Here is a 24,894-nt window from a genome sequence, read left to right on the forward strand (position 1 = left end):
TTTCGACGGAATCGGAGGGAATCAGCCCTGCTTCAAAAAACCGATTGACACGGGGCCGGGGCGCGGTTATGATATTGGAGTGTCTTCTGACATGGCGGCGTAGCTCAGCTGGCTAGAGCGTACGGTTCATACCCGTAAGGTCGGGGGTTCGATCCCCTCTGCCGCCATCACGAAAACCCGGCATCCGGTCCATCCGGCTGCCGGGTTTTTTGTCGTTCAATGGAAACTCAACTATTCTTTTTCCACAAAAAAGAAGACGGCGTCCTTCCGTTCGCACAGTGGTGCTTTCGGCCGCCATCCCGCAACGTCCAAAAGGCATGCTCCCCCTTTTTTCGCGGATGTTCCACATGAAACAACCTCCGTTCGACACTGCCGGCGGCCCGACCGGAACAGTAAAAACGGCTTTCCGGATGATCATCCGGAAAGCCGTCATAGAACGATATATCGAGATCATTTTTTTCCGTCGAAGCAGCCAGCAAGTCAGCCTCTTCTCGCACCCCGGCCGCCACGTTTTGATTCGGTCGCACGCTTGAGCGTGGAAAGGCGGTCTTCACTGTCCTTAAGGAACCGGGCCATCTTCTGTTCAAAATTCTCTGGACGGGCACCGCGGCCGTGCCCGCCGGCATCGCGATTTCCGCGAGGACGGAACGGACGCTCCGGACGCTGCGGACGTTCGGCTTCCGGCTTCGCTTTACGGATAGACAGGCCGATCTTCCCGTCAGTCCCGATGTTCATCACTTTTACTTCAACGGTGTCGCCGACCTTCAGAAGATCGTTGATATCCTTGACGTAGTGATCTGCCACTTCACTGATGTGGACCAGTCCGGTCTTCCCGTTAGGCAGCTCGACGAACGCCCCGAAGTTTGTGATGCCTGTTACTTTTCCCTGTACCTTGCTGCCGACTTCAATTGACATAAAAAAAATGCTCCTCCTTAAAGATTAAGCGGGCTGCTTTGCAGCCGTGCATATGCATATTCGGGGTCTTGACCCTTCAAGTCCCTTATACTTCATTATAACTTACAAAAAAAGAGTGTCAATAAAATGGCTGGAATTGATTGCATGACCAAAGGCTCATGTTATTTGAGGACAGCTTCCAATTTACCGTTCGGGCCCGGCCGGCATTCCGCCCGGAACAGAGCGGGTTTGCTCCATCCGCAGGTCTGAAACTGACCAAATGGCCCACCGGTGTCAAAAGCGCCGTTCTTCCCGGGGACCGGGGGCCCGGCCCGCAGTTTTCCGCAAATAAAAAACCTGCCCGGTGTCCGGCAGGCCGTGGTGGGCGGTGTCCGGCCTGTTCACTTGCCGGAGTCGTAGTCCTCGCCGCCCTTTTCTTTTTTATCTTCTTTGCTGCCATCGTCTTTTTTCTTGTCTTTGTCGTCCGGCAGGGTGAAGATGATTTCCCCCTCTTCGGAAAGCAGGTATTCCTTCCTGGCCAGCTTGGCGATGTACTCCGGATCGTCCAGCTTTTCCAGCTGCAGTTTCAGGTCGTGCCCTTCCTCTTCCAGCTTTTCCAGTTCGGCAAGCGCTGCTTCCTTCTCCTGCTGCTTGGCCGCGAGCACCTTGTTCTTTTCCACGATCGACCAAGTCATCCAGCCGAACGTGAGCAGCACGATGAGCCCGAACACGGCGAGCCGGCGGTACAGCCGGGTCTTCCTGGCCTGCCGGATCTGTTCCTTGCGTTCCTTGGCCCGGACGTAGTCAGTCTGGATCGGAGTGACGGGCCGCCGTGCCGGTTTTGACTGCCTGTTTCGTTGTTCCATCCCTGGTCCCCCTGCCTGATCTGCGGATCGCATGTTTTATCCATTATACATCAGGCGGAGCGTTTTTTTAAAGGGTTTCGGGGGAGCGATTTCCGGATTTTTCTTGCTCTGGCACCTAAACGGCGCCGGACGGCCCGGTAAGGACGCCGGAACGGCCTCGAAATTAACTTCAAGATGAAGAGGATGATGCGGAACGGAATTGCGACGACAAATAATACGAGTCTGATGATTCCACGCAAAATCAGAAACACCGGCCTCAGGATAAGGATCCGCACGAGGCGGCCGGCAAAACGGAAGGGTTTCCTGAAAACCGATTCATAAAGCAGAAGCCCGGAGAATTGAGCGAGGAGATCATAGAAACGCCACTCACCGTCCCGCACGGTGAACAGCACCCCATAGGCTGCAATCCCGAGCAGCAGCCATGCGGCCAGCTCCATGAAGATCCCCGCCCGCGTGCCTCCCGCTGCAGTCCGGACGGCATCGATGGCAGCCGCGGCAAGGACACCTGTTGCGAGCATGGCCAGAAGCCCGAGCAGCTGCTGGGAGACGATCATCCGAACAGTTTGGTGAGGATATTGCGGGAATGGCCGTCTTCGTCATCGTAATGGAGCGTTTTCACGTTCCCCTCAAGTGTCAGAAGACCCTTGTCCACGTCAAGATGGACAATACGGAGTTCTTCTCCGCGGATCTGGAGCTGTCCCTGTGAAGTTCGGACGAGAAACTCCTCCTGGTCGAACCGGTCGATCGTCTTGACGGATGTGAGGTCCATCCGCTTCCGGTTGCGCATCGTGACCACATGGTCTCCGGAAGGGATGGCGTATGTTGGCGACGGGTTGTCCGTTTGCTGGAATTGCATAGATCGTTCCCCCTTTGCTTGTCCTTGTCCGTTCACCGCATTGTATGAGCCGGGCGGCGGAAACATGACAGGGGGACGGGAAGGCGGACCGCCCTCATGCCGGGACGCCCATTCCGATGGCCCATAAAAAACCGCCTGTGCCGTCACATGGACGGGCAGCAGGCGGTATCCGGATCAATCTTCGTCGTCAATGAAGGCCGGGTCGACCTTCTCCAGCTTTTCTTCTTTCAGGATGGTGAACATCGAGTCCGCTTCGTCTTTCTTGACGCTGTCCTTCAGCATATCCACGCGCGCCGTCACGAGTTTTTGCCCGAACCGGATGGCGAGCTCATCGCCTTCCTTCACAACGGTGGATGCCTTGGCGGTCTTGCCGTTCACGGTGATGCGCCCCTGGTCCGCCACTTCCTTGGCCAGCGTGCGGCGCTTGATCAGCCGGGACACTTTCAAAAATTTATCGAGTCTCATCGTTCTCTCTCCATTCTTTTCGCCTCGTTCCAGAACCCGTCGAGCTCTTCAAGCGTGTAGTTGCCGAATCCCCCGCGGCCGGCCGCGGCCCGTTCCTCAACATGGGCGAATCGCCGCCTGAACTTCCGGTTGGCGCCCGTCATCGCCTCTTCTGGCGAGATGCTGCAGTAGCGGGCGATGTTCACGAGCGTGAACAATACATCGCCGAACTCCTCCGTCATCTCCTCTTTTTCCCCATTCGCCCACGCTTCGAGAAATTCCTGCCATTCTTCCTCGAACTTCTCTTTCGCTCCACCGGCGTCCGGCCAGGAAAAACCGGCTTTCGCCGCTTCCTTCTGATAATTGAACGATGTCAGGAGCGATGAGGAGATCCGATCCTGGCCGTCCAGGATCGATCCGGATGCCTCCTTTTCCGCATCCTTGATCGCCTGCCAGTTCCTGACGACTTCATCCGCGTCTTTTGCTTTGGTATCGCCGAATACATGCGGATGCCGCCGGATCATTTTCTCGCCGGCTGATTCCAGCACATCTTCCATCGAGAAATAGCCCGCATCCTCTCCGATCTGCGCGTGCAGCAAAACCTGGAGGAGCACGTCACCGAGTTCACCGATGATCGCCTCGTCGTCGCCGGAATCGATGGCTTGTACGAGTTCATGGGCTTCTTCGATCATGTACTTCTTGAGCGATTCATGGGTCTGCTTGCGATCCCATGGGCAGCCGTCCGGACTGCGCAGGATACGGATGATCTCCCGGTAGGCGGCCCATTCCTTCAGCTTGTCCCCGAGGCCGGCGACAGGCGGGACGTACACCGTCGTCAGATTGTCCGTTTTCACCGACCGGTCCAGCTCAAACAGCGGCACGGTGACGAGCGATTCCCCGGCCGACCCGGCGGCGGACACGATCGTCACCGGATGGTCGTAAGCGTACTTCTCCATGAGGGTGAGCTTCGCTTCGGAGGCGCTGAACTGGTCGTACACCTGGGCAATGAGCACATGATGGGACATGTTGACGTCATCCCTCCGGAAAGAGGTCCCGTCAATGAGCTGGAATCCGTCGATCGGGTCGATGCGCAGGGCACCGAACACCGCATCCAGGAAACTCTGTCCGCCTTCGATGTTCAGCCGGATCTTCCCTTCCTTCTCCGCCTGGACCAGGTGGGCGACCGTCTGCTCGGCGACAAGCGGATGGCCGGGCACCGCATACAGCACCGGTTCCTCTTTCACCAGCCCGATCAGCGTATCGGCGATCTCCCGATAGACGGGCGGGAACTCGTCATGCTTCTCATAGACGGAGTCGAATGTCTCAATCTCCAGCCCTTCCGCCCGTAATTCGTCCAATACCGGGTGATCGGCGGTCCGGGCATAAAATTTTCCGGCCTGCTTCAGTTTCCGGTAGATCCCGATCGGCAGTTGGTCGAAATCACCCGCTCCGAGGCCGATCACAGTCAGTTCATTCATTCGGATCCCTCACTTTTCCGGTTTTTGTTCAAATATAACTGCATTCCCGCAAGGCGTCTGCCGCCAGGCAGGAGATACCATTCCTTTTCCGATAAGATGCGGGACTTCGCGATCGCCGCCAGAAACAGCGGGGCACCGATCGCCACAGCGGACAGGCCGGTGAGCATCGCCCCGGTCCTGGAAGGCAGGCCGGCGAACAGCCACTTGTCGGAAAGCCCCATCCAGGGGATGAGGACGGCCGCCATGAGGACCGATGCACCGATGACGGCGCGGTAGAACTTCCCGTCCGCCAGGCGGACCGTCCAGACCCGCTTGAAATAAACGAGGAGTCCGGCCGTCGCCGCGGCGAATCCGGCATTGCCCGCGATCGCCGCGCCCGTAATGCCCATGTCCGGGATGAGCAGCATATTCGCCAGCCCCTTCAGCACGAGCCCGCCGAATAAAATCAGCGCCGGAATCTTCACGCGGCCAAGCCCCTGCAAGACCGCCATGAGCGGCAGGATGAGCGACAGCCAGAATATCTGGAGGCAGAAGATCATCAGTGCGCCGGAACCGCTCCGCGTCTCAAAGAGCATCTCGTTCACATACGGCATGACGAGAATCAGCCCGAGCGACGCGGCCCAGCCGAACAGGAACGCGGCCCTCCAGGCCAGCTGGACGAACGGCTCGGCAGTCCGGCCCGACTTTTTCCCGATATGCGCAGCCACAAGGGGAACCATCGTGAGAGACAGCGTCGAAGCGATCAGGATGCCCATCTGCACGAGCGGCTGGCCCCGGTCATAGACCCCCTTCGCCTCCATGGCCGCCTCGCGCGACGAACCGGACGCGGTCATCAGGTTGAACATCGTAAACGAATCGATCAGCTGGAAAAACAGGAGGATGAGCGAGCTCAGGCTTGCAGCGAGGCTCACTGCCGTCAGTTCCCTGGCAACCGGCCAGAACGGAACCGCCACCCGGGAACGCAGATCGGGCCGGCCTTCCCATCTCCGGTACAACACCAGGATCAGGATGACACCGGCCAACTCGCCGATCACGGTCCCCCACATCGCAGCCTCGCCCGCCCGGTAAAGCGACGCGCCGGCGGAAACGGCGATCCATGTCCCGGCCAGGATGACCAGGACGCGGACCGCCTGCTCCGCAATCTGCGCTCCGGCGACGGGGCCCATCCTCCCCTGCGCCTGGAATGCCCCCTTCAAAAGAGCCAGCAGCGGCATGAGCAGGATGACGACCGATCCGGTCCGGAGCAGCGGTGCCAGAGCCCGGTCGCCCATCCATCCGGTGATCGTCCCGGCGCCGGCGAACAGGACCAGGAACGACAGACCGGACACGGCAGCCAGGTAAAGGAGGGCGATCCGCATGACTCCCCCTGCCTCCTCACGGTCCCGGTCTGCCAGGATCTTGGAAATGGCGACCGCAAACCCGGATGATGTCCAGACGGTCATGATTCCGATGAACGGATACACCTGCTGGTATATGTAGAAGCCTTTGTCACCGACAAGGTTCTGGAACGGCACACGGTAAACCGCGCTCAGGATCTTGACGATGATTCCGGCGGCGGCCAGCATGGCCGCGCCTTTCATGAACGTTTTCATGTTCCATTGCTGTTGCATGCTTGGTCTGCTTCCTTCTGTTGGCGGGATTGGCCCCATTATAACATGCCGCTCCATGCAAAACCGGGAAGGGCCGCCACGCGCCCGGAATCGTCCGGTTTCGCGTGGCGGCCCTTCCCGCCTGTCTCTATCATGGTTCCATTTGCTTGCCGAGAAAATGTGCAGCCGTTTCAGCCGTTTTCAGTTCAGCTTCACCGATAAAATGTACTTTTGACAGCAGGTAGACGGCCCCGATCGGGTCTCCGCCCGAAATGATCGGACAGATACAGGAGGATTTCACTTGTTCGACCTGGCCTTGCACCCACTCCAGCGTTTTTTCGTTTTTTTCCACGACGGGCGTCCGTCCGAGCATCAAATCTTCCAAATCCGGCGAGATGCGCTTGCCGAGGTAGTCTTTCTTGGAAAGGCCCGCCACTGCAATCACTTCGTCCCGGTCGCTGATCAGCGCCGGTGTGCCGAGCGTTTCATAAAGCGTGTCTGCATATTCTCGGGCAAAGTTGCCGAGTTCGCTGATCGGAGAGTATTTCTTCAGGATGACTTCCCCGTCCCGGTCCGTGTAAATCTCGAGGGGGTCACCTTCCCGTATTCGCATCGTCCGTCTGATTTCCTTCGGGATGACGATCCTACCAAGGTCGTCGATCCGCCGGACAATTCCGGTTGCTCTCATTCGTGATGCCTCGCTTTCGACAGTTCGATTATGTGCCCGCGGGGTTAGTATGCATCACGAATCGCCAATTTATGCAATCACGAAATCAGGCAGCTTCTTTTCTTGCTTTGGGCAACAGCTCCATGACCGCCTCCAGCACATCGAAGGCTTTCATCTTGCCGGTTTTTTTCGAGTCGATCGTTAAAAGCAGCCGGCCGCCTTCCATATGGAAGCCGACCGCGCGGCCAAAGCGCATGGTCTCTTCCATGATCTTCGGGCCGTCCGCCTGCCCGGTCCCCTGTTCGGAAAGCGAGATGATGAGACGGTCCCCTTTTTGCTTGATGGACTCGACTCCGGCCTGCCGGCCCCAGACTTTCATCCGGCCGATCTTCAGCAGCTGTTCGGCTTCAAGCGGGAGATCCCCGAAACGGTCGGACATCTCATCGACGAGCTCCGAGTAATCCGACTCGGCGGACATCGCCTTGACGCGCTTGTACATCTGGATCTTCTGGAATCCGTCCGGAATATATGAATCGGGAATATAGGCGTCTTCGTGCAGCACGATTTCAAGGTCCCGGGCTTCCTCTTCGGTCCGTTCGCCGCGCCGTTCGGCAATCGCCTCCTCGAGCATATGGGAATACATATCGAAGCCGACCGAGTCGATGAACCCGGACTGCTGGGCCCCGAGCAGATTGCCTGCGCCTCGGATCGACAGGTCTCGCATCGCGATCTTGAAGCCGGACCCGAGTTCCGTGAATTCCTTGATGGCCTGCAGCCGGTTTTCGGCCACATCCGTCAAAACCTTATTTCGCTGATAAAGGAAGTACGCATACGCGATCCGGTTCGACCGGCCGACGCGTCCCCGGAGCTGATAAAGCTGGGACAGCCCCATCCGGTCGGCATCATGGACGATGAGCGTGTTGACGTTCGGAATATCGACGCCCGTTTCGATGATCGTCGTCGTGACGAGCACGTCATACTCCCCTTCGAGGAATGCCAGGATGACCCCTTCGAGCTCCGACTCCGACATCTGGCCGTGGGCTGTCGCAATCCGCGCATCCGGGGCGAGCATGCTGATTTCTTCCGCTTTCCTCGCCATGTCCTCCACGCGGTTATACAAGTAGAACACCTGGCCGCCCCTCGCCATTTCACGCTCGATCGCCTCCCGGACAATCGCCCCGTTGCTTTCCATGACATACGTCTGAACCGGGAAGCGGTTCGCCGGCGGCGTCTCGATGACCGACAGATCCCGCACCCCGATCATCGACATATGGAGCGTCCGCGGGATCGGCGTCGCCGTGAGGGTGAGCACGTCCACATTCGTCTTCAGCTTCTTGATCTTCTCTTTGTGGGTGACCCCGAAGCGCTGCTCCTCGTCGACAATGAGGAGGCCGAGGTCTTGGTACTCAATGTCTTTTGACAACAGGCGGTGCGTGCCGACAACGATATCGACCGTGCCGTCCTTGAGTCCCCTGATTGTCTCGGTGTGCTGCTTTTTCGTGCCGAACCGGCTCAGCATCCGGACTTCCACCGGAAAACCGGAAAACCGTTCTTTCATCGTTTCAAAGTGTTGCTGGGCGAGGATCGTCGTCGGCACGAGGAACGCGACCTGCTTGCCGTCCGAAACGGCCTTGAACGCGGCCCGGATGGCGACTTCCGTCTTGCCGTATCCGACGTCCCCGCACAGGAGCCGGTCCATCGGACGGATGCTCTCCATGTCCCGCTTGATCTCTTCGATCGAGCGGAGCTGGTCGTCGGTCTCATCGTACGGGAATGCGGATTCGAATGCATGCTGCATGTCATCGTCGGCCGGGAACGCGTGCCCCCGTTCGGCTTCGCGCTTTGCGTACAGCTTGATGAGGTCGTCGGCAATATCCCTGACCGCCTTGGAAACTTTGCTTTTCGTCTTTTTCCATTCGGTCCCGCCGAGCTTGTGGATCTTCGGCTCGCGGTCCTCGGATGCGACATATTTCTGGATGAGGTCGATCTGGTCCGCCGGCACGTACAGTTTGTCATCCCCGCGGTAATTGATATGGAGATAATCCTTATGAGTGCCGTTGACTTCAAGTGTTTCGATGCCCAGATACTTCCCGATGCCGTGCTGGACATGGACCACATAATCACCGGGCTTGATCTCGGAATAGCTTTTGATCCGTTCGGCGTTCGACAGCTTCTGGGGCCGGGACTTGCGCCGGGCTTTCTGACGGAACAGCTCCGAATCGGTGACCAGCGCCAGTTTTCGCTGCGGCAGCTCGAAGCCGGACGAGAGGTCGCCCTCGATGATATGGATGCCGGGACCCGGCACTTTGCCGGCTTCCGGTACATCCGCCTCCATCCCGTAATCTTCGAGGATGGCCCGGACCTTTTCCTGGCGGCCTTCCCCGTCTGCGGTGATCAGGACCGTATAGCCCGCCATCTGCCACCGCTCCGCCTCGGATTTCAGCAGGTTCATCTGTCCGTGGAACTGCTGCATCGGCTTGCAGGAAATCTGGATCGTCTCCTTCAGCACAACGCCCGGCATCGAGCGGGCGAACAGGGAAAGATAGGCCTTGCGCTGGCGGGTCATCGCCTCGATCTCCTTGAACGAATGGCTGATGCGTGCGGCGTGGACCGTCTTGCCTTCCGCGAGCATATCCATCTGCCATTCGCCCTCCTGCCGTTCAAGAGATTCGGCGACTTCCAGGATGCGGCCCGCCTCGTCATAGAAGACGATGCCGTCGGCGGAGAAATAATCCCCGAGGAACGAGTCCGCTCCAACGAGTGAGGCAAACCGGTTGACGGAATCCGGGATATCCCCGTCCCGCAGCAGCGCGATCGTTTCCCGGATATTGGACAGGAGCATCTCCTTTGCCGTTTCGTCCTTCAGCTTTTTCAGGCTGTTGCCGAGTTCTTCCTCGAGCCGGTCAGCAAGAAGGGACAGCCGGTCCTCCGTCCAGGTGAACTCGGAAGCGGGCAGGATCCGGATGTCCTCCAGCCTGCCGGTCGAGCGCTGGTCCTCCGCCGAGAACGTCCGGATGGAATCGACTTCCGAATCGAACAGTTCGATCCGGACCGGTTCATCCCGGTCGAGGCTGTAAATGTCGAGGATTCCGCCGCGCAGCGAAAACTCCCCGGGTGCAGTCACCATCGGCTGGCGGGAGTAGCCCATGGCCACGAGCCGCGCCGCCCATCCGGCAGGGTCGATTTCATCCCCTGTTTTGGCCGTCAGGATGGAGGCCGACCATTCCCCGGGTGCCGGCAGGAGCTTCCGCAGACCGGCAATCGGCGTGACGAAGACGCCCGTCTCCCCGTGGAGCAGCCTGTCGAGCGTATCAATCCGCTGGGCCCGGAGCTCCGGACTTGAAACGGACAGTTCCGCGGCCGTCAGTTCATCCGCAGGATACAGGTGGACCCGCTCTTCCCCGGCGAGCCTGGCCAGGTCCTCATAAGTCCGCTGGGCTTGAAGCATATTCGGTTCAATGATGAGCAGAGGGGCCCCCAGTTCGCGGGCGGCAAGGGCAAAAAGTGCGGGCCTTGCGCCGCCGGCAAGCCCCGTGACGAGCTGCCGGTCCCTGCCGGCCTTCAGCTGTCCGAGGAGTTCGGGGATTTCCCCGCCCTCTGCCAAAACATCGAGTATCTCTTTCATTCGTTCCATCCTTTCGAGAAAACAGAAAAAGCCTTGGACACCCTCAGGTGCCAAAGCAACGGCTCATTGCAGCCATTTCTGCAGTGCGTAGTAGTCGGGGAATTGGCCGAGCGACTCCTGGCAGTGTTCACAGATGCACCGCACCGTCACTTCGCCGTCCTCCCCTTCGGTGATGAAATCTTCCGCTTCCCCGTCCGCGAGCCGGTGCAGGGCCTGCACCTCTCCGGCTGAACCGAACGGGAGCCGGCCGACTTCCGTCTCGCAGTGCCGGCAGTGATAACGGATTGCCATCTCGGGCGGCCCCTCCTTCCTTTTCCGTCAGTATAGGCGGGAAAAGGCGGGGTTATGCTCAGCGCGCATTGAATTCATTCATGATGTCGAGGAACTCCCGCGAGAGGAACGCCTCACATGCATCCGCCGCATGACCGGCGGCTTCCTGCATGACCGGCTCTTCCTCTTTCGTGAACCGGGACAGCACATAGTCCGTGATGGCCATCGGACCATCCGGACGGCCGATGCCGACCCGGATCCGGTTGAATTCCTGCGTACCGAGATGCCGGATGATCGATTTCATGCCGTTGTGGCCGCCGCCGCTCCCTTTCTGGCGGAGCCGCAGCTTTCCGGGCGGCAGATCGAGGTCATCATAGATGACGACCAGGTCTTCCTCCGCGATATCGAAGTAGTCCATCATCGGACGGACACATTCCCCGGAAAGGTTCATGTAGGTGAGCGGCTTGACGAGCAGCGCCTTGCCTTCCGGCCGGTGTACGGTTGCAAACATGCCGTTGTATTTGGTCTGATTCAGCGGAGCGCCCCAGCGGTCTGCAAGCAGATCGACGGCATCAAAGCCGATATTGTGGCGCGTCCGTTCATATTGCCGGCCCGGATTTCCGAGCCCGACGATCATTTTCATCCTCATCTTCCTCTGTGACCATGATGCTTACCATTTTAGCATATTGAACCGGGAAGGCAGACAAAAAGGGCTGCCGGCAAAGGGCAGCCTCGTCTAATTTCCTTATTCGTCCCCGGACTCTTCTTCATTGCCGGCAGATGCCGGTTCTGCGGAGGCCTCGGCAGGCGCCTCATCGAGGGAGTCGAGCTCTTCCTGCGTGCGCGGAGCCGTGATCGTGACGAGCACCGTGTCATCCTCGTCTGCGACCTCCACTCCCCATTTCTCCTTGACGTCACCGACAGTGAGGGTCTCGCCGACCTGCAGGCCGGACACATCGACTTCAAGCGTTTCCGGCATGTCCGACGGTTTCGCTTTGACGTGCACCGTCCAGAGCGGCTGGTTGATCGTTCCGCCTTCTTTGACGCCCGGCGCGTTCTCGTCCCCGCTGAGCGTGACGGTCACTTCCGCCTCCATCTCGGTGTCCATGTTGATGGCGAGGAAATCCGCGTGGCGGATGTCGCCCTTGAGCACGTCGGCCTGATAATCGTTGAGGATTACATTGACCGGCTTCCCTTCCACCTCGAGGCGGATGACGCCGTTCCGGCCCACTTCACGGAGTGTCATCATCAGGTCACGTTCGCTGACCGCCACCGGGACATTGTCGAGCTGATATCCGTAAACGACGGCCGGTATGTACCCACCATTCCTCAATGCCGATAGATCTGACCGTTTGGAACTCTCTCTGCGTTCTGCTTTGATCGTCTGTACCATTCAAGTCACCATCCCATTTATTCTCTGACAATCTGTATACCCCAATCTGAAAGAGTTCAAACATTTCAGGAAAACTTGTGATGAACGACCGCTTTGAATAAAACCGGCGGACAGCCGAAAGGATGCGGATGGTTGGCGTTGGAGCGTGGTAATTTTTGCTGCGGGCGCTCCAAACAAAACTTAACCTGATTGATGATTGACGGAAGCGAAGGGCGGCGACTCCTGCGGGAAAGCATGAGTCTTGAGGCGCCAGCGAGCGAGGAGGATCAAACCTTGCCTGAGAAAAGCGTCCGGCCGGCTGGTCCGCAACTCGCCTCACTCAGACCCAAACTCTCCTCACTCGAGCTCCAACTCTCCTCACTCGGAACCCCTGGATGGTGTTAAAAACTTGAATGCACAAAAAAAATCCGGCCGGGGCAGTTTGGCCTGCCCGGCCGGATGGATCTTTACATGATCAGTTGAAGAGCGTGCTGACGGATTTGTTCTCGAAGACGCGGATGATGGCATCGGCGAGAAGCGGGGCGACGGACAGTTCCTTGATCTTTTGAGAATGCTTGTCATCCGACAGTTCGATCGAATTGGTGATGACGAGCTCTTTGATCTTGGAATTGTCGATGCGCTCGATGGCCGGGCCGGAAAGGACCGGATGCGTGCAGCATGCGTATACTTCCTTTGCGCCGCTTTCGACGAGGGCGTTGGCAGCGATTGTGATCGTGCCGGCCGTGTCGATGATGTCATCGATCAGGATGGCCGTCTTGCCTTCGACGTTCCCGACGATGTTCATCACTTCGGCAACATTCGGGCGCGGACGGCGCTTGTCGATGATGGCGATCGGCGCCTTCAAGCGGTCGGCCATCTTGCGGGCGCGTGTCACGCCGCCATGGTCAGGGGAGACGATGACGAGTTCTTCATTGTTGATCTCTTTGTCTTTGAAGTAATCCGACAGGATCGGCACAGCGACAAGGTGGTCGATCAGGATATCGAAGAAGCCCTGGATCTGAGGGGCGTGCAGGTCAAGCGCGATGACGCGGTTCGCACCGGCCGTCTCGAGCAGGTTTGCGACGAGCTTCGCGGTGATCGGTTCGCGGGCGCGTGCCTTCCGGTCTTGGCGTGCATAGCCGTAGTACGGCATGACGACGTTGATCGTGCGGGCTGATGCGCGCTTCACGGCATCGACCATGATGAGCAGCTCCATCAGGTTCTCGTTGACCGGTGCGGACGTGGACTGGATGATGAACACGTCGCAGCCGCGGATGCTTTCCTCGATGTTGATCTGGACTTCGCCGTCGCTGAAACGGTTGACCGAGCATTTTCCGAGCGGGCGGCCGATCTCTTCTGCCACTTCCCGCGCCAATGATTCGTTGGAGTTCAACGAAAAGATCTTCAGTTTGTCGTTCGGATAATGATTCGCCATTTGTTAGTTTGCTCCTCCTGATCGCTTCTTGTTCAGTTTTTGGACATAGCCTTCCTTATTCTCCTGCCTGGAACGGCCAATTGCAAGGGCTTCTTCCGGAACATTTTTTGTCACCGTCGATCCGGCCGCGACATAAGCGCCTTTTCCGACAGTGACCGGCGCTACGAGATTGGAGTTGCAGCCGACGAATGCATCGTCCTCGACCGTCGTGCGGTACTTGTTCACGCCGTCGTAATTGACGGTGATCGTGCCGCACCCCATGTTCACCCGTTCGCCGATGTCCGCATCGCCGATATAGCTCAGGTGGGACACCTTGCTGCCGTTGCCGAGGACCGATTTCTTCACTTCCACGAAGTTGCCGATCTTCACGCTGCTGCCGAGTTCGGTGTCCGGACGGATATGGGCGAACGGCCCGACTGCCGCATCTTCCCCGATTTTGCTTGCGATGACGACCGACTGCCGGATGACGGCGCCGTTGCCGATGACACTCTCCATGATCTGGCTGTTCGGCCCGATCGTGCAGTCTTCTCCGATGACCGTCTTTCCTTCGATCATCGTGCCGGGAAGAAGGACCGTATCCCGGCCGATCTCCGCATCCGCGCTGATGTAGGTGGTCGCCGGATCAATGATCGAAACGCCGTTCCTCATGTGGCGTTCGGCGATGCGTTGCTTCATGACCCGTTCCGCTTCCGCCAGCACGACCCGGTCGTTGACGCCGAGTGTTTCTTCGAAGTCTGCGGTCGCGTAGGCGGCGATCGTCTCGCCCTCGGTCTGGAGGATGCCGAACACATCAGGCAGATAATACTCGCCCTGGGCGTTGTCATTTTTGACTTTCCGGAGCGTCTCGAACAGCGTGCGGTTGTCGAAGCAGTATGTCCCGGTGTTGATCTCCTTGATCTGCTTTTCCGCTTCCGACGCGTCTTTCTGCTCGACGATGCGGAGCACATGGCCCGATTCGTCGCGGATGACGCGGCCGTAGCCGGTCGGGTCTTGCGCATACGCGGTCAGGATCGTTGCCTTCGCACCCGTCTCGTTGTGATGGGCGACGAGCGCCTCCATCGTTTCCGGCGTGATGAGCGGGGTGTCCCCGCATACGACGATGGTCGTGCCGTCAAGGTCGCCGATCAGCCCTTCCGCCTGCTGGACGGCATGGCCCGTGCCGAGCTGCTCCTCCTGCAGGACAAACTCACTGCGGTCCCCGATTTCTTCCTCGACAAGCTCCGCACCGAAGCCGACGACCGTGACGATCCGGTCGGCCCCGAGGCCGTTTATATGGTCAATGACGTGGCTGACCATCGGTTTTCCGCAAACCGGATGGAGCACTTTATACGTTTTGGACTTCATGCGTGTTCCTTGGCCGGCAGCCAGCACCACTGCATATGTATTTGTCATCAGGCAAGTCCCCAATCATCGTTTTCTTCTAATTAACGATAGACGAAAACATGCTTTTTTTCAACAATTTCGGGATGGAAGCTTGACAAGGACTTTTCCCTGCGATTCATTTTCAAACCTGCACGGAAACCGGATGCCGGGACTGCAGAACAGTCATCCCAGCCGAATTCATCCCTTCAAAAAAAGGGCAGGCACCCCGGAAATACGGGACTGCCTGCCCTTTTTCATTTTGGTCACTCGGCCGTCTGGCGGTATACCTCCGCGGCCATCGCCGCCACGTAGTCGCTGCCGCCGTTGTCCTCGACGCTTTCGACCATCATCGCGAGAATGAAGGACGGATGGTCGGCATTGAATGAAACGAAATAACCATTTTCCTTGCCGCTCGTCTCTCCTGCCGCCTTCAGTTCGGCCGTCCCGGTTTTACCGGCGATCGGGATGTCCGGCAGATTCGCGGACTGAGCGTAGCCATCCTTGACAACGTTCCGGAGCAACGACCGGATCGTCGACGCGGTATCGGCCGACAGGATGTTTTCCTTCCATACCTTCGGTTCCTCTTCACCGAGGAAGAGGACCGGTTCATACATCGTCCCGTTCGTCAGGAACGGTTCGTACATGGTCGCCAGATGGAGAATGTTGACGAGCATCTGCCCCTGTCCGAATGAACTGTCCGCCAGCTGCCCCTCCGATCCGATCTTCCCGTCATTGGAGATCTGGGAAGGCGTCAGATCCATCGCATCGAGCGGGATCTCTTCGCCGAAGGCATACTTCTTAAGGCCCTCTGCAAATGTCTCCCGGCCCATCGCAAGCGCCTGCTGCGCAAAGTAGATGTTGTCCGAATAAATGAGTGCCTTGTTCAGATCGATCGGATTCGGGGCATCCTCGTGCAGGCGGGACACCCGGTAGGCTCCCCACGACGAATCTTTCTGCCACGTCTTGCCGTTGATCGTCAGTCCCTTCGCCGGGTCGAGCGTGCCCGCTTCGATTCCGATCGCTGCCGTGATCGGCTTGAGGGAGGAACCGGGCGCATAGCTTTGGGCGAACCGGTTGAACATCGGGTTCTTCTCGTCTTCCTCCAGCTCTTTATAGCGATCGCCGCTCATGCCCGTGATGAATTCATTCGGATTGTACGCCGGGGAGGAGACGAGCGCCAGGACCTCACCCGTTGAAGGGTCGACCGAAGCGGCCGTTCCGGGTTCGCCCTTCATTGAATCGTAGGCCGCCTTCTGCATGACGGCATCAATCGTCAGCCGGACCGTTTCGCCGTCCTGCGCCTGTTTCTCGGCAACCGTGACGGGATCCGCGCCCTCTGCCGACTTTTTGATGAAGATCTTCATCCCGTCCTCGCCGCGAAGCCGGTCTTCAAGAAGGCTTTCCAGCCCCCGGCGCCCGATCTGGTCGGTTTGGGTATACCCCTTGTCCTTCAGCTTTTCCAGCTGTTCGGCTGAAATGGAGCCGATATAACCGGTAAGATGGGCCGTCGCCGGTCCGTACGGATATACGCGCATTTCGGTTTCCTGGGCACCGACACCCGGTATGGCCACCAGTTTTCCGATCCGTTCCTCATCGTCCTTGGAGGCCTTTCCGATCGGGACGAACAGGTCCGGTTTCACCCATGCCTGATCCAGCTTCGAGTCAATCGCCTCGACCGTCGTGCCGAGGAGGGAGGCGATCTCGGGCTTTTTGGATTCGTCGGTCAGTTTTTCCGGGACGATGCCGATCGTGTAACCGGTCCCGTTTTGGGCGATCGGCACGCCATTGCGGTCCGTGATCTCCCCACGCTTCGCCTTTGTCCGGCTGACTCCGATTTCGTCGCCCTGCTCAAGGTCCGGCAGGATGTACGACGGGTCCCACTCGACGAACCAGTTCTTCTCTTTTTCCTGTTCTTCGTAGAGAAGCGCCACCTTCTCTTCAAACTCCACCGGACCGGCAGCGGTATCCATGCTGACCTGGATGGTGAAGTCGGCCGGCTCATCCTGGTCCCATTTGGTCCCTTTCTCCGGCTTCGTATAGGTCACCTTGAGATTTTCAACCCCCATGTCCTTCTGCAGCTGCTCCTGGCGGTCCGCAAAGTCTTCTTTGGAATAGGCGGTTTTCGTTCCCTCCGTCAAATACTCCTGATACATTTCGGTGAATTCGGATTTATTCCAATGTCCTACATATGCTTCAAGCCGTTCTTCGGGCGTCTCCTTGTTTCCGCATGCCGACAGTACCGCCAGCAACAAAAGAAACAGGATTCCCGGCAAGATTTTTTTCATTTCTTCTGATCCCCCTACTCTCTTTTTCCATCTTATCAAGAAACGATTCAAGGAAAAAGAATAACCGCCCCCGAGCGGGACGGCCTGCTGCGGGATCAGGCTCCCGCCTCCTCAAGTTTCGGTTCTTCTTTCGTAAGATGATAGGCCCCGAGAACGGCATCCTGAATCTTTTGGCGGGCGCCCGAATTGATCGGATGGGCGATGTCGCGGAACTCGCCGTCAGGCGTCCGCTTGCTCGGCATGGCCACGAACAGGCCGTCATTGCCGTCGATGACCCGGATGTCATGAACGACGAACTCATCATCGATCGTGATGGAAGCAATGGCGCGCATACGGCCATCAGTCTCAACTCTACGAAGTCTTACGTCAGTTACTTCCATAATTTCACCACCTTCCGCTCGCTGTCGGCAATAAATATATACATTCAATATAAAGGGAAATTCTCCTTCTTACAATACAAAATTTTTAAACTATTCATTTTTGCGCTTAAAAATGCTGAGGACAACACAAAAAGCAGCAATTCTCCGGAATCCGGAAAACTGCTGCCGTCTTTGGTTGATTCTCTGTCAGTCCCTGGCAAGTGCGATGGCTTCGATTTCAACCTTTACATCTTTTGGAAGGCGGGCCGCTTCAACGCAAGAACGGGCCGGTTTGTGGTCGCCGAAGTAAGAAGCATAGATGTCATTGATCGCGCCGAAATTGTTCATGTCCGAGATGAAGACGGTCGCCTTCACCACATGGTCCAGGGAAGATCCGCCCGCCTCAAGCACGGCGGAAAGATTCCGGAATACCTGGTGGGTCTGTTCCTCGACCGTGCCGTCGACCAGATCACCTTCCGGCGTTAGCGGAATCTGGCCGGATGTGTAAACGAGGCCGCCCGTCACGATTCCCTGAGAATACGGTCCAATGGCTGCAGGTGCTTTGTCGGTGGAAATGATTTTCATTGTGGGTTACCGCCCTTCGTGAAATAGTTTCCTTCGATCAGTTCAATCGTCCGTTCTTTCTCATTCACTTTGCGCAGTCTGGCGAGGGACAGATAGTCTTCGACCAGACGCTCCTCCTGGACGTCCTCGGATTCGACGAGCACGGCGACACCTGCCGGCTCACAGCCGAATTCCTGCAGAAGGTTCTTCATGCCGTTCATCGTCCCTCCGACTTTCATGAAGTCGTCGGTGAGCAGGACATGCTGGCCGCTTTTCATGCTGCGCTTCGGAAGCACCATTGTCTGGATGCGCCGGTTGGAGCCGGACACATAGTTGATGCTCACGGTCGGCCCGTCGGTCACCTTGCTGTCTCGCCGGACAACGATGACCGGGACATTCAGATGGCGCGCGATGGCATGCGCGATCGAGATTCCCTTCGTCGCCACCGTCATGATGGCATCGACGCGCCGGTCGGCGAACCAGGAAGCGAACAGCTTGCCGATCCTGTCGAGCAGGTGCGGATCCCCGAGCAGATCGGTCATGTACAGGTAACCGCCCGGCAGCAGCCTGTCCGGGTCTTCGAGGGAGTGGATGAGGCCGCCGATGATGTCGCGTGCTTCCCGCTCCCCTACAACCGGTATGTATTTGACGCCGCCCGCCGCTCCGGGAACCGTGATAAGCCGGCCGGTGCCCCGCTCTTCAAATGTCTCCTTCACGATGGCCAGGTCCTCGCTGATCGAGGACTTGGCCGCATCATACAACGATGAGAAGTATGTGAGAGGAATGAGGGTATGCGGGTTTGCCAACAGATGCTGCGTCATGTCGACGAGTCGTTCACTGCGCTTCCATTTCAAGATGTCCACCTCTGGTATCGTCAATCCGGGCTACCGACTGCAGTTGCAGCCCGGGCCTCACGAAACACGAATGATTTATCTGTAGATTAACACAAATGTCCGTCTTTAAGCAAGCGGGATCTCCCCGAGCATCCGGACCGCATGGACTTCGGGGCAGAACCCGCGGAGTCCGTTGACAATCCGGGCGACGCGCGCTTCGGACGAGACGAGGCCGTACACAGTCGGGCCGCTGCCGCTCATGAGGACCGCATCCGCCCCGAACCGCTTCATCCCGTCCTTAAGCATGGCCACTTCCGGATGCATCCCCATCGTTGCCGGCTCCAGGACATTGCCGACCGACCTGCACATCGCCTCGTAGTCACCCGCCTTGAGCGCCGCTTCCATCGCAGCCGTTGCCGGATGTTCCATCGTTTTGAGATTCAGTCTGCCGTAGGCATCCGCCGTCGAAACGCCGATTGCCGGCTTCGCAAGGATCACCCAGCAGTTCGGCGGGGCGGGCAGATGGCGGAGCTTCTCTCCTCTTCCGGTCGCGATCGACGTCCCGCCAAACACACAGAACGGGATATCCGATCCGATCTCCGCCCCGATTTCGGCCAGTTCATCGAGCGACAGCCCGAGGTTCCATAGCCGGTTCAGCCCCCGCAGCGCCGCGGCTGCATCACTGCTGCCGCCCGCCAGGCCCGCGGCCACCGGAATCCGCTTATCAAGCGTAAACATCACGCCGCTCCTGATACCGGCCTTCTTCCGCAGTAGATCTGCAGCCTGCCAGACCAGATTGCGCCGGTCATCCGGCACATAGCGGTCCGAGGACAGAATGTGGATCTTCCCGTCTTCTGAAGGGCGGATCGACAACCGGTCGGCCAGATCCACCGTCGTCATGATCATCTCGACTTCATGGTAGCCATCCGGCCGTTTCCCAAGTACGTCAAGGGTCAGGTTGATTTTCGCCGGTGCTTTTTCGTGGAGCATGGATGGCACCCCCATCTAAATTCAGTGCCCCTATTTTACCACATGCCCATCAGGTTGTAGGAACCAAACGAAAAAACCGGGAAACCAGCGGGGAAGTCCGGGGATGGACCGGGAAAGACTACGATCAGGCATGCAAAAAGCAGGCGGATGGGATCCGCCTGCTCCGGTGTCAGCCGTTTTTGGATTTCGGGTCTTTTGAGTCCGGTTTATTTCGGGCCGTTTTGGCCGTTGACGCCCCGTTCTGCCATCTCGATTGCGCGTTTCACCATGTTACCGGCGTCTCGAGCTTTGATGCCACCCCAACCTTCCTGCTGCACAACATCGTAAAACCCAAGTTCCTTGGCGATCTCTTCCTTCAGACGCTGGGACATTACTCCGCCGTTTCTAGCCATTCGGTTTCCTCCTCGTTCGGCTGACAGGCGTAGTATGGCCGGAAACAAGAAAAACACCCGGGGAATACCTTCCAAACGGAAGTCCCGGATGTCTATCCAAAATAATAAAGGCTGATTACTTAACGACAAAATCCATTTTCTCTGAACCGTTAAAAAAGGTCAATTCAACGGCTTCCGTCAGAACGTCGGTATAGCTATACGATACCCGTTCAAACGCATGTTCATCTTGGTCGAGCTCAATGACAAAGACGGCATGATACGTTTCCCGAAGGACACCGGCTCTTTCAATCGTCTTCTTGCGGCCGCCGTTTGCCTTCAAATGCAGACGTTGCCCCAAGTGTGAATCCAGCGACTTCTTGATATCAGCTAATGTTTTTGGCATATCGCTTACACCTCACTATGTATAAGCATAACATGCCAATAAATTTCTGTCAATTAAAATTTATAATTTTATCAGTGAGCAATCTGGATGTCAACGTTTTTCGTGAAGTTTGCTTTAAATTTAAAACGTCTGATAAAAAGCTGTAACAATTTATAATCAAAATCAGCCGAATGCAGGATGAAGCGCGTCCGCGAGACGGCCGAATTCTTCGATCGTCAACGTTTCACCGCGACGCGAAGGTTCGATCCCCGCCTCTCCAAGAGCCGCCAGGATTTCCTCCTTCCGCGCTTTGCCGTCCGGCAAGGAAGCCTGCAGGTTATTGAGGATCGTTTTGCGCCGCTGGACGAACGAGCCCTTCGTCACCTTGAACAGGAATTCCTCGTCCTTCACCTGGACGGGCGGCTCTTTCCTCATCTTCAGACGGACAACGGCCGAGGCTACATTCGGTTGGGGCATGAAGACCGTCTTCGGCACGGTCATCACCGTCTCCGCAACCGTATAGTACTGGATGGCAATGGACAGCGAGCCGTACTCCTTCGTGGATGGCCGGGCGCTGATCCGGTCGGCGACCTCCTTCTGCATCATCACGGTCATCGAATCGATCGGCAGCCGGGCTTCGAGCAGCTTCATAAGGATCGGTGTCGTGACGTAGTAAGGCAGGTTCGCCACGACGGCGACCCGCTCCATCCCCTCAAATTCGCGCCTGATCACTTCCCCGACGTCCGCTTCCAGGACATCCGAGTGGATGACCGTCACGTTGCTGTACGGAGAAAGGGTGTCTTCGAGCACCGGGAGGAGCCGCTGATCGATCTCAAACGCGACGACCTTGCCTGCCTTGCGCGCAAGATGTTCGGTGAGCGCACCGATCCCCGGACCGATTTCAATCGCCCCCGATGACTGGTCGAGCTCGGCAAAGCCCGTGATCTTCTCCAGGATATTCGGATCGATCAGGAAGTTCTGGCCGAGGCTCTTTTTGAATGAAAAGCCGTATTTGTCCAGGATCTCCTTGGTTCTGACCGGTGTCGCAATGTCTTTATGCATGATTTTCCCCTTCCTCATCAATGGCGGCGACCGCAGCCATGAATTCATCCCGACCGATCCGGAACATCGCCAGCCGCTTCACGAGGCTTCTGCCGTTCGTCTGGCCGATCTTCAGGATTTCACCGAGCCGGTTCCGGCGTTTCCGGGCATCGGGATGACCCACGAGCCGAAGCCGGACAAGTTCTGCATCCGTCACCGGCGCTTCCTGGCGTTCACCGGCGGGCGTGCGGACAGCAGCCAGCGCAGCGCGGATGTCTTCATCTGTGGCATGTTCAATGCCGACTTTCTTTCCGTTCGCCGAAATGGACTGTGCTTTCGGCAGGAAGGCATGTTTGACGCCCGGCACATGCTCCTCAATGATCGCACGGATCCGGCGGCCCGGGTAATCCGGGTCCGTAAAGACGATCACCCCACGCTTTTCCTGGGCATGACGGATTTTCATCAGGGTTTCGGGTGAGACGGCCGAGCCGTTCGTCTCGATGGTATCCGCACCGGCAGCCCGGCGGACCGCAATCGTGTCGGACTTTCCTTCCACAATAATTATTTCTTCGATTTGCACGTCAGATCCCATTCTTTCGTCCGTTTTCACCAATTTTACAAGGGGCGGGCCGCGATGTACAGGATAGCGGATACGACTGCGGCCAATTCGGGCGGTTTTTGGAGAATGCTGTCGAAATTTGCGTTGTGCTGTTGATTCTCTTTGATGGCGCGCAGACGCTTCCACAACAACAGATGTCCTTATTTCATAACGGGCCTTCTTATTTCATTAAGGAGGTCCATCATCGGCGTGCCTTAGTGCATAATGGCCCTTCCTTAAATCACAACCGCACTCCTTATTTCAGACGGCACCCTTGCTCTTCAGCAGACGCCCTTATTCTGCAATGGCGTCGCATAAAGGACTTGTCGCACGGCTCATGAAAAAGCCCGCAGAGCATGTCTGCGGGCTTGGGGTCCGTCAATTGAGGACCTTGATCTTCACTTTTTTACGGCCGAAATTCATGGCCTCGCTCTGAGAAGAGACGAACACATCGATCTTATGGCCTTTGATGGCGCCGCCTGTGTCTCCTGCAACGGCATAGCCGTAGCCTTCCACCCAGACTTTGGAGCCGAGCGGAATGATGCTTGGATCCACGGCGATCACTTTTGCATTCGGATTGGCCTTCAGGTTGATGCCGGTGGACGTGATTCCGGAGCAACCGTTGCAAGATGCCGTGTAAGCTGTGGCCGAAACATAGAATTCTTTGCCGCCGGACGGTGCATCACCCGCGGACTTGCTGCTGGACGCCTGCACAACCTTGCCTGCAGGCTTTTTGGCAGCCGGTGCGGCGGCAGCAGTTGAAGGGGCAGCTTTCGGTGCAGCGGCAACCGCTGTGCGCGTGCCGACTGCGACGACTTTATTGACCGGCTTTTCTTTGACGTTCTCTGCTGTCATGTTGCGGGCAATTTCCTTGCCGTCTTCCTTGACGATTTCGTACGTGCGTTCCACTTTTCCTTCTTTTCCGTTCTTGACGACCTTCTCGCTGCCCTTCAGGAGGGATGCGTCTTTTTTCGTCTCAACGGAGAAGTTCATCGATTCTTCCACTACATCGGTGACCTTTTCCACCCGGACGACCTTCACCGCAGAACCCGGCTTGACCGTTTCGTCCAGCTTTTGTTCCACTCGGTCAAGTTTTCCGAGTTCAATGCCCTGATTCTTTAAAAAGTCAGCGACCGTAGTCGAAGTGGTCCAGACCTTGCTTTGCTGTCCCCCGTCGATCATGGCAACTTCATACGCTTTCTCAATGTTGACGGTGTCCAGGCTGCCGAGTTCGCTGCCCAGCCCCGGCTCGACCGCGTCGTGCTCGGTCAATTCAATGCCGGCTTGTTTCAGCAGACCGTCTATATTTTTTTCCGTCGTCCAGACTTTCTGGCTTTCCTGGTCGACATTTATCGTCACTTGGCGGGCTTTCGTCCATTCGATCGATGTTCCATCCTCCAGCGCCTCATCTTTGGCGGGGGACAGATCATCATGTTCTCCCACGGCAATGTTCTGTTCGGACAACAGTTCTCCGACCGTCTTTGCATGTGTGCGGAATTCCTGGTTGTCTCCGTCAGCCGAAAGTGAGACGTTCTTCTTTGTCCCCTCGTATACGGCATAGCCGATGACTCCGGCAAACAGGACCACTGTCAGGATCGCCATGATGGCTTTCTTGCCATTCATGTTTTTCTTTGAAACTTTTAACAAAAAAACTCCTCCTTGTCACCCGAGTGATTATATCGGTCCCATTTTTGGAAAGTCAACCCTCGCGACTTACGGGAACCGTTGGACTCCGGGTGAAGTCTGGAAATGAACCGACTCAACTATTCACCCAATCTATATATCCGTTTCGCATTTTCCGTTGTTGCGCGGGCCACTTCCTCCACGGGAATCTCTTTCAGGCGGGCGATTTCCTCTGCCACAAGCGGCACATAGGAAGGCTCGTTCCGCTTGCCGCGGTTTGGATGCGGTGCGAGGTAGGGGGCGTCCGTCTCCACAAGCAGATGCTCGATGTCGATTTCCTTCGCCACTTCCTTCGGCATGCGGGCGTTCTTGAATGTTACCGGACCCCCGAGCGAAATCAGGAAGTTCATGTTGATGCATTCCCTTGCCGTTTCGACGCTTCCGCTGAAGCAATGCATGATGCCGCCGGTTTCGGCCGCCCCTTCTTCGCGGAGGATCTGCACGACATCCGCCGTGGCATCCCGGTTATGGATGATCACGGGCAGTCCAAGGCGCTTTGCCATGGCAATCTGTTTTTTGAACAATTCCTTCTGCACGTCTTTCGGTGACTTGTCCCAATGATAATCAAGGCCTGTTTCTCCGATGCCGACCACTTTCGGGTGTTCCGCGGCCAGCTGCTCGATCCACTGCAGATCTTCTTCCGTGCAGTCGATCGCGTCGACCGGATGCCATCCGATCACCAGGTAGATGAACGGATATCGATCCGCCAGCTCCAGTGCCCGTTCGATCGTAGGCCGGTCAAAACCGACCACCACCATTTTGCCGACGCCCGCATCGAGCGCCCGCTGGATCACTTCATCGAGATCCTCCTCGTATTGGTTGTCATTCAGATGGACGTGAGTATCAATCAACATTGTCTGCCACTCTCCTTAGCATTGTTACAAGTCTATACATAAAAAGAATTTCATATTTCACAGCCATATTACAGTT

General features: G+C 57.3%; 25 protein-coding genes and 1 tRNA gene. 1 reads left to right on the forward strand and 25 read right to left on the reverse strand.

Annotated features, from left to right (window positions below; genetic code table 11):
• Nucleotides 1–93: 93 nt before the first annotated feature.
• Nucleotides 94–167: transfer RNA gene (locus B0B07_RS14690), tRNA-Met, on the forward strand.
• Nucleotides 168–480: 313 nt separating this feature from the next.
• Here the strand turns inward: B0B07_RS14690 and B0B07_RS14700 are convergent.
• The 25 genes from B0B07_RS14700 to B0B07_RS14820 form a co-directional block, all read right to left on the reverse strand.
• Nucleotides 481–915, reverse strand: coding sequence for a S1 domain-containing RNA-binding protein (locus B0B07_RS14700; RefSeq protein WP_076760134.1), 435 nt, complete (start codon nucleotides 913–915; stop codon nucleotides 481–483).
• Between the two features lie 380 nt (nucleotides 916–1,295).
• The gene (locus B0B07_RS14705; protein WP_076760136.1) at nucleotides 1,296–1,760 is read right to left on the reverse strand and encodes a septum formation initiator family protein; all 465 of its coding nucleotides are present in this window, start codon (nucleotides 1,758–1,760) and stop codon (nucleotides 1,296–1,298) included.
• A 50-nt stretch (nucleotides 1,761–1,810) separates the two neighbouring features.
• Nucleotides 1,811–2,314: a spore cortex biosynthesis protein YabQ gene (gene yabQ, locus B0B07_RS14710; RefSeq protein ID WP_076760137.1), complete on the reverse strand. Its 504-nt coding sequence runs from the start codon at nucleotides 2,312–2,314 to the stop codon at nucleotides 1,811–1,813.
• Nucleotides 2,311–2,616 (reverse strand): sporulation protein YabP, encoded by a 306-nt coding sequence (yabP, locus tag B0B07_RS14715; RefSeq protein WP_076760139.1) that lies wholly within the window; start codon nucleotides 2,614–2,616, stop codon nucleotides 2,311–2,313. The genes yabQ and yabP overlap by 4 nt, the downstream gene beginning before the upstream one ends.
• A gap of 174 nt (nucleotides 2,617–2,790) precedes the next feature.
• Complete coding sequence (locus tag B0B07_RS14720) at nucleotides 2,791–3,081, reverse strand: RNA-binding S4 domain-containing protein (protein WP_076760141.1); 291 nt, start codon at nucleotides 3,079–3,081, stop codon at nucleotides 2,791–2,793.
• Nucleotides 3,078–4,538, reverse strand: coding sequence for a bifunctional methyltransferase/pyrophosphohydrolase YabN (gene yabN, locus B0B07_RS14725; RefSeq protein ID WP_076760143.1), 1,461 nt, complete (start codon nucleotides 4,536–4,538; stop codon nucleotides 3,078–3,080). The genes B0B07_RS14720 and yabN overlap by 4 nt, the downstream gene beginning before the upstream one ends.
• Nucleotides 4,535–6,148, reverse strand: a complete 1,614-nt coding sequence (locus B0B07_RS14730) for a putative polysaccharide biosynthesis protein (RefSeq protein WP_076760145.1) — start codon at nucleotides 6,146–6,148, stop codon at nucleotides 4,535–4,537. The genes yabN and B0B07_RS14730 overlap by 4 nt, the downstream gene beginning before the upstream one ends.
• 130 nt (nucleotides 6,149–6,278) lie before the next feature.
• Nucleotides 6,279–6,815, reverse strand: coding sequence for a stage V sporulation protein T (spoVT, locus tag B0B07_RS14735; RefSeq protein WP_076760146.1), 537 nt, complete (start codon nucleotides 6,813–6,815; stop codon nucleotides 6,279–6,281).
• Nucleotides 6,816–6,900: 85 nt separating this feature from the next.
• A complete protein-coding gene (gene mfd, locus B0B07_RS14740) occupies nucleotides 6,901–10,419 on the reverse strand; it encodes a transcription-repair coupling factor (RefSeq protein WP_076760147.1) in 3,519 nt (1,172 codons plus the stop codon).
• A 63-nt stretch (nucleotides 10,420–10,482) separates the two neighbouring features.
• Complete coding sequence (locus B0B07_RS14745) at nucleotides 10,483–10,710, reverse strand: anti-sigma-F factor Fin family protein (RefSeq protein WP_076760149.1); 228 nt, start codon at nucleotides 10,708–10,710, stop codon at nucleotides 10,483–10,485.
• Nucleotides 10,711–10,768: 58 nt separating this feature from the next.
• On the reverse strand, nucleotides 10,769–11,332 hold the full coding sequence (gene pth / locus B0B07_RS14750) for an aminoacyl-tRNA hydrolase (protein WP_076760150.1): 564 nt from the start codon (nucleotides 11,330–11,332) through the stop codon (nucleotides 10,769–10,771).
• Between the two features lie 102 nt (nucleotides 11,333–11,434).
• Nucleotides 11,435–12,082 (reverse strand): 50S ribosomal protein L25/general stress protein Ctc, encoded by a 648-nt coding sequence (locus B0B07_RS14755; RefSeq protein WP_076760152.1) that lies wholly within the window; start codon nucleotides 12,080–12,082, stop codon nucleotides 11,435–11,437.
• A gap of 454 nt (nucleotides 12,083–12,536) precedes the next feature.
• Nucleotides 12,537–13,496: a ribose-phosphate diphosphokinase gene (locus B0B07_RS14760; RefSeq protein WP_076760153.1), complete on the reverse strand. Its 960-nt coding sequence runs from the start codon at nucleotides 13,494–13,496 to the stop codon at nucleotides 12,537–12,539.
• 3 nt (nucleotides 13,497–13,499) lie between these two features.
• Nucleotides 13,500–14,888, reverse strand: coding sequence for a bifunctional UDP-N-acetylglucosamine diphosphorylase/glucosamine-1-phosphate N-acetyltransferase GlmU (glmU, locus tag B0B07_RS14765; protein WP_076760188.1), 1,389 nt, complete (start codon nucleotides 14,886–14,888; stop codon nucleotides 13,500–13,502).
• 233 nt (nucleotides 14,889–15,121) lie between these two features.
• The gene (locus tag B0B07_RS14770; RefSeq protein WP_076760155.1) at nucleotides 15,122–17,143 is read right to left on the reverse strand and encodes a penicillin-binding transpeptidase domain-containing protein; all 2,022 of its coding nucleotides are present in this window, start codon (nucleotides 17,141–17,143) and stop codon (nucleotides 15,122–15,124) included.
• A gap of 95 nt (nucleotides 17,144–17,238) precedes the next feature.
• A complete protein-coding gene (gene spoVG / locus B0B07_RS14775; protein WP_076760157.1) occupies nucleotides 17,239–17,523 on the reverse strand; it encodes a septation regulator SpoVG in 285 nt (94 codons plus the stop codon).
• Between the two features lie 186 nt (nucleotides 17,524–17,709).
• Nucleotides 17,710–18,087, reverse strand: a complete 378-nt coding sequence (locus B0B07_RS14780; RefSeq protein WP_076760159.1) for a RidA family protein — start codon at nucleotides 18,085–18,087, stop codon at nucleotides 17,710–17,712.
• A complete protein-coding gene (purR, locus tag B0B07_RS14785; RefSeq protein ID WP_076760160.1) occupies nucleotides 18,084–18,920 on the reverse strand; it encodes a pur operon repressor in 837 nt (278 codons plus the stop codon). The genes B0B07_RS14780 and purR overlap by 4 nt, the downstream gene beginning before the upstream one ends.
• 105 nt (nucleotides 18,921–19,025) lie before the next feature.
• Nucleotides 19,026–19,889, reverse strand: coding sequence for a 4-(cytidine 5'-diphospho)-2-C-methyl-D-erythritol kinase (ispE, locus tag B0B07_RS14790; protein WP_076760162.1), 864 nt, complete (start codon nucleotides 19,887–19,889; stop codon nucleotides 19,026–19,028).
• Nucleotides 19,890–20,095: 206 nt separating this feature from the next.
• Nucleotides 20,096–20,281, reverse strand: a complete 186-nt coding sequence (locus B0B07_RS14795) for a small, acid-soluble spore protein, alpha/beta type (RefSeq protein ID WP_040224488.1) — start codon at nucleotides 20,279–20,281, stop codon at nucleotides 20,096–20,098.
• 115 nt (nucleotides 20,282–20,396) lie between these two features.
• Nucleotides 20,397–20,663 carry a biofilm formation stimulator Veg gene (gene veg, locus B0B07_RS14800; RefSeq protein WP_076760164.1) on the reverse strand — a complete coding sequence of 89 codons (267 nt, stop codon included), beginning with the start codon at nucleotides 20,661–20,663 and terminating at the stop codon, nucleotides 20,397–20,399.
• A gap of 162 nt (nucleotides 20,664–20,825) precedes the next feature.
• Nucleotides 20,826–21,704, reverse strand: coding sequence for a 16S rRNA (adenine(1518)-N(6)/adenine(1519)-N(6))-dimethyltransferase RsmA (gene rsmA, locus B0B07_RS14805; RefSeq protein ID WP_076760165.1), 879 nt, complete (start codon nucleotides 21,702–21,704; stop codon nucleotides 20,826–20,828).
• Entirely contained in the window at nucleotides 21,697–22,263 is a 567-nt protein-coding gene (rnmV, locus tag B0B07_RS14810) for a ribonuclease M5 (RefSeq protein ID WP_076760190.1), read from the reverse strand. Before rnmV ends, rsmA begins: the two co-directional genes overlap by 8 nt.
• Before the next feature lie 396 nt (nucleotides 22,264–22,659).
• Nucleotides 22,660–23,904, reverse strand: coding sequence for a G5 and 3D domain-containing protein (locus B0B07_RS14815; protein WP_076760191.1), 1,245 nt, complete (start codon nucleotides 23,902–23,904; stop codon nucleotides 22,660–22,662).
• A gap of 140 nt (nucleotides 23,905–24,044) precedes the next feature.
• Nucleotides 24,045–24,818 (reverse strand): TatD family hydrolase, encoded by a 774-nt coding sequence (locus B0B07_RS14820; protein WP_076760166.1) that lies wholly within the window; start codon nucleotides 24,816–24,818, stop codon nucleotides 24,045–24,047.
• Nucleotides 24,819–24,894: the final 76 nt, after the last annotated feature.

This window comes from Edaphobacillus lindanitolerans (assembly GCF_900156305.1).
Lineage (GTDB): Bacteria > Bacillota > Bacilli > Bacillales_A > Planococcaceae > Bhargavaea > Bhargavaea lindanitolerans.

What these genes read in the sequence shown, in the direction of transcription:
- B0B07_RS14700 (WP_076760134.1), bottom strand. Translation starts at nt 915, where the DNA reads ATGTCAATTGAAGTCGGCAGCAAGGTACAGGGAAAAGTAACAGGCATC.
- B0B07_RS14705 (WP_076760136.1), bottom strand. Translation starts at nt 1,760, where the DNA reads ATGGAACAACGAAACAGGCAGTCAAAACCGGCACGGCGGCCCGTCACT.
- yabQ (WP_076760137.1), bottom strand. Translation starts at nt 2,314, where the DNA reads ATGATCGTCTCCCAGCAGCTGCTCGGGCTTCTGGCCATGCTCGCAACA.
- yabP (WP_076760139.1), bottom strand. Translation starts at nt 2,616, where the DNA reads ATGCAATTCCAGCAAACGGACAACCCGTCGCCAACATACGCCATCCCT.
- B0B07_RS14720 (WP_076760141.1), bottom strand. Translation starts at nt 3,081, where the DNA reads ATGAGACTCGATAAATTTTTGAAAGTGTCCCGGCTGATCAAGCGCCGC.
- yabN (WP_076760143.1), bottom strand. Translation starts at nt 4,538, where the DNA reads ATGAATGAACTGACTGTGATCGGCCTCGGAGCGGGTGATTTCGACCAA.
- B0B07_RS14730 (WP_076760145.1), bottom strand. Translation starts at nt 6,148, where the DNA reads ATGCAACAGCAATGGAACATGAAAACGTTCATGAAAGGCGCGGCCATG.
- spoVT (WP_076760146.1), bottom strand. Translation starts at nt 6,815, where the DNA reads ATGAGAGCAACCGGAATTGTCCGGCGGATCGACGACCTTGGTAGGATC.
- mfd (WP_076760147.1), bottom strand. Translation starts at nt 10,419, where the DNA reads ATGAAAGAGATACTCGATGTTTTGGCAGAGGGCGGGGAAATCCCCGAA.
- B0B07_RS14745 (WP_076760149.1), bottom strand. Translation starts at nt 10,710, where the DNA reads ATGGCAATCCGTTATCACTGCCGGCACTGCGAGACGGAAGTCGGCCGG.
- pth (WP_076760150.1), bottom strand. Translation starts at nt 11,332, where the DNA reads ATGAAAATGATCGTCGGGCTCGGAAATCCGGGCCGGCAATATGAACGG.
- B0B07_RS14755 (WP_076760152.1), bottom strand. Translation starts at nt 12,082, where the DNA reads ATGGTACAGACGATCAAAGCAGAACGCAGAGAGAGTTCCAAACGGTCA.
- B0B07_RS14760 (WP_076760153.1), bottom strand. Translation starts at nt 13,496, where the DNA reads ATGGCGAATCATTATCCGAACGACAAACTGAAGATCTTTTCGTTGAAC.
- glmU (WP_076760188.1), bottom strand. Translation starts at nt 14,888, where the DNA reads ATGACAAATACATATGCAGTGGTGCTGGCTGCCGGCCAAGGAACACGC.
- B0B07_RS14770 (WP_076760155.1), bottom strand. Translation starts at nt 17,143, where the DNA reads ATGAAAAAAATCTTGCCGGGAATCCTGTTTCTTTTGTTGCTGGCGGTA.
- spoVG (WP_076760157.1), bottom strand. Translation starts at nt 17,523, where the DNA reads ATGGAAGTAACTGACGTAAGACTTCGTAGAGTTGAGACTGATGGCCGT.
- B0B07_RS14780 (WP_076760159.1), bottom strand. Translation starts at nt 18,087, where the DNA reads ATGAAAATCATTTCCACCGACAAAGCACCTGCAGCCATTGGACCGTAT.
- ispE (WP_076760162.1), bottom strand. Translation starts at nt 19,889, where the DNA reads ATGCTCCACGAAAAAGCACCGGCGAAAATCAACCTGACCCTTGACGTA.
- B0B07_RS14795 (WP_040224488.1), bottom strand. Translation starts at nt 20,281, where the DNA reads ATGGCTAGAAACGGCGGAGTAATGTCCCAGCGTCTGAAGGAAGAGATC.
- veg (WP_076760164.1), bottom strand. Translation starts at nt 20,663, where the DNA reads ATGCCAAAAACATTAGCTGATATCAAGAAGTCGCTGGATTCACACTTG.
- rsmA (WP_076760165.1), bottom strand. Translation starts at nt 21,704, where the DNA reads ATGCATAAAGACATTGCGACACCGGTCAGAACCAAGGAGATCCTGGAC.
- B0B07_RS14815 (WP_076760191.1), bottom strand. Translation starts at nt 23,904, where the DNA reads ATGAATGGCAAGAAAGCCATCATGGCGATCCTGACAGTGGTCCTGTTT.
- B0B07_RS14820 (WP_076760166.1), bottom strand. Translation starts at nt 24,818, where the DNA reads ATGTTGATTGATACTCACGTCCATCTGAATGACAACCAATACGAGGAG.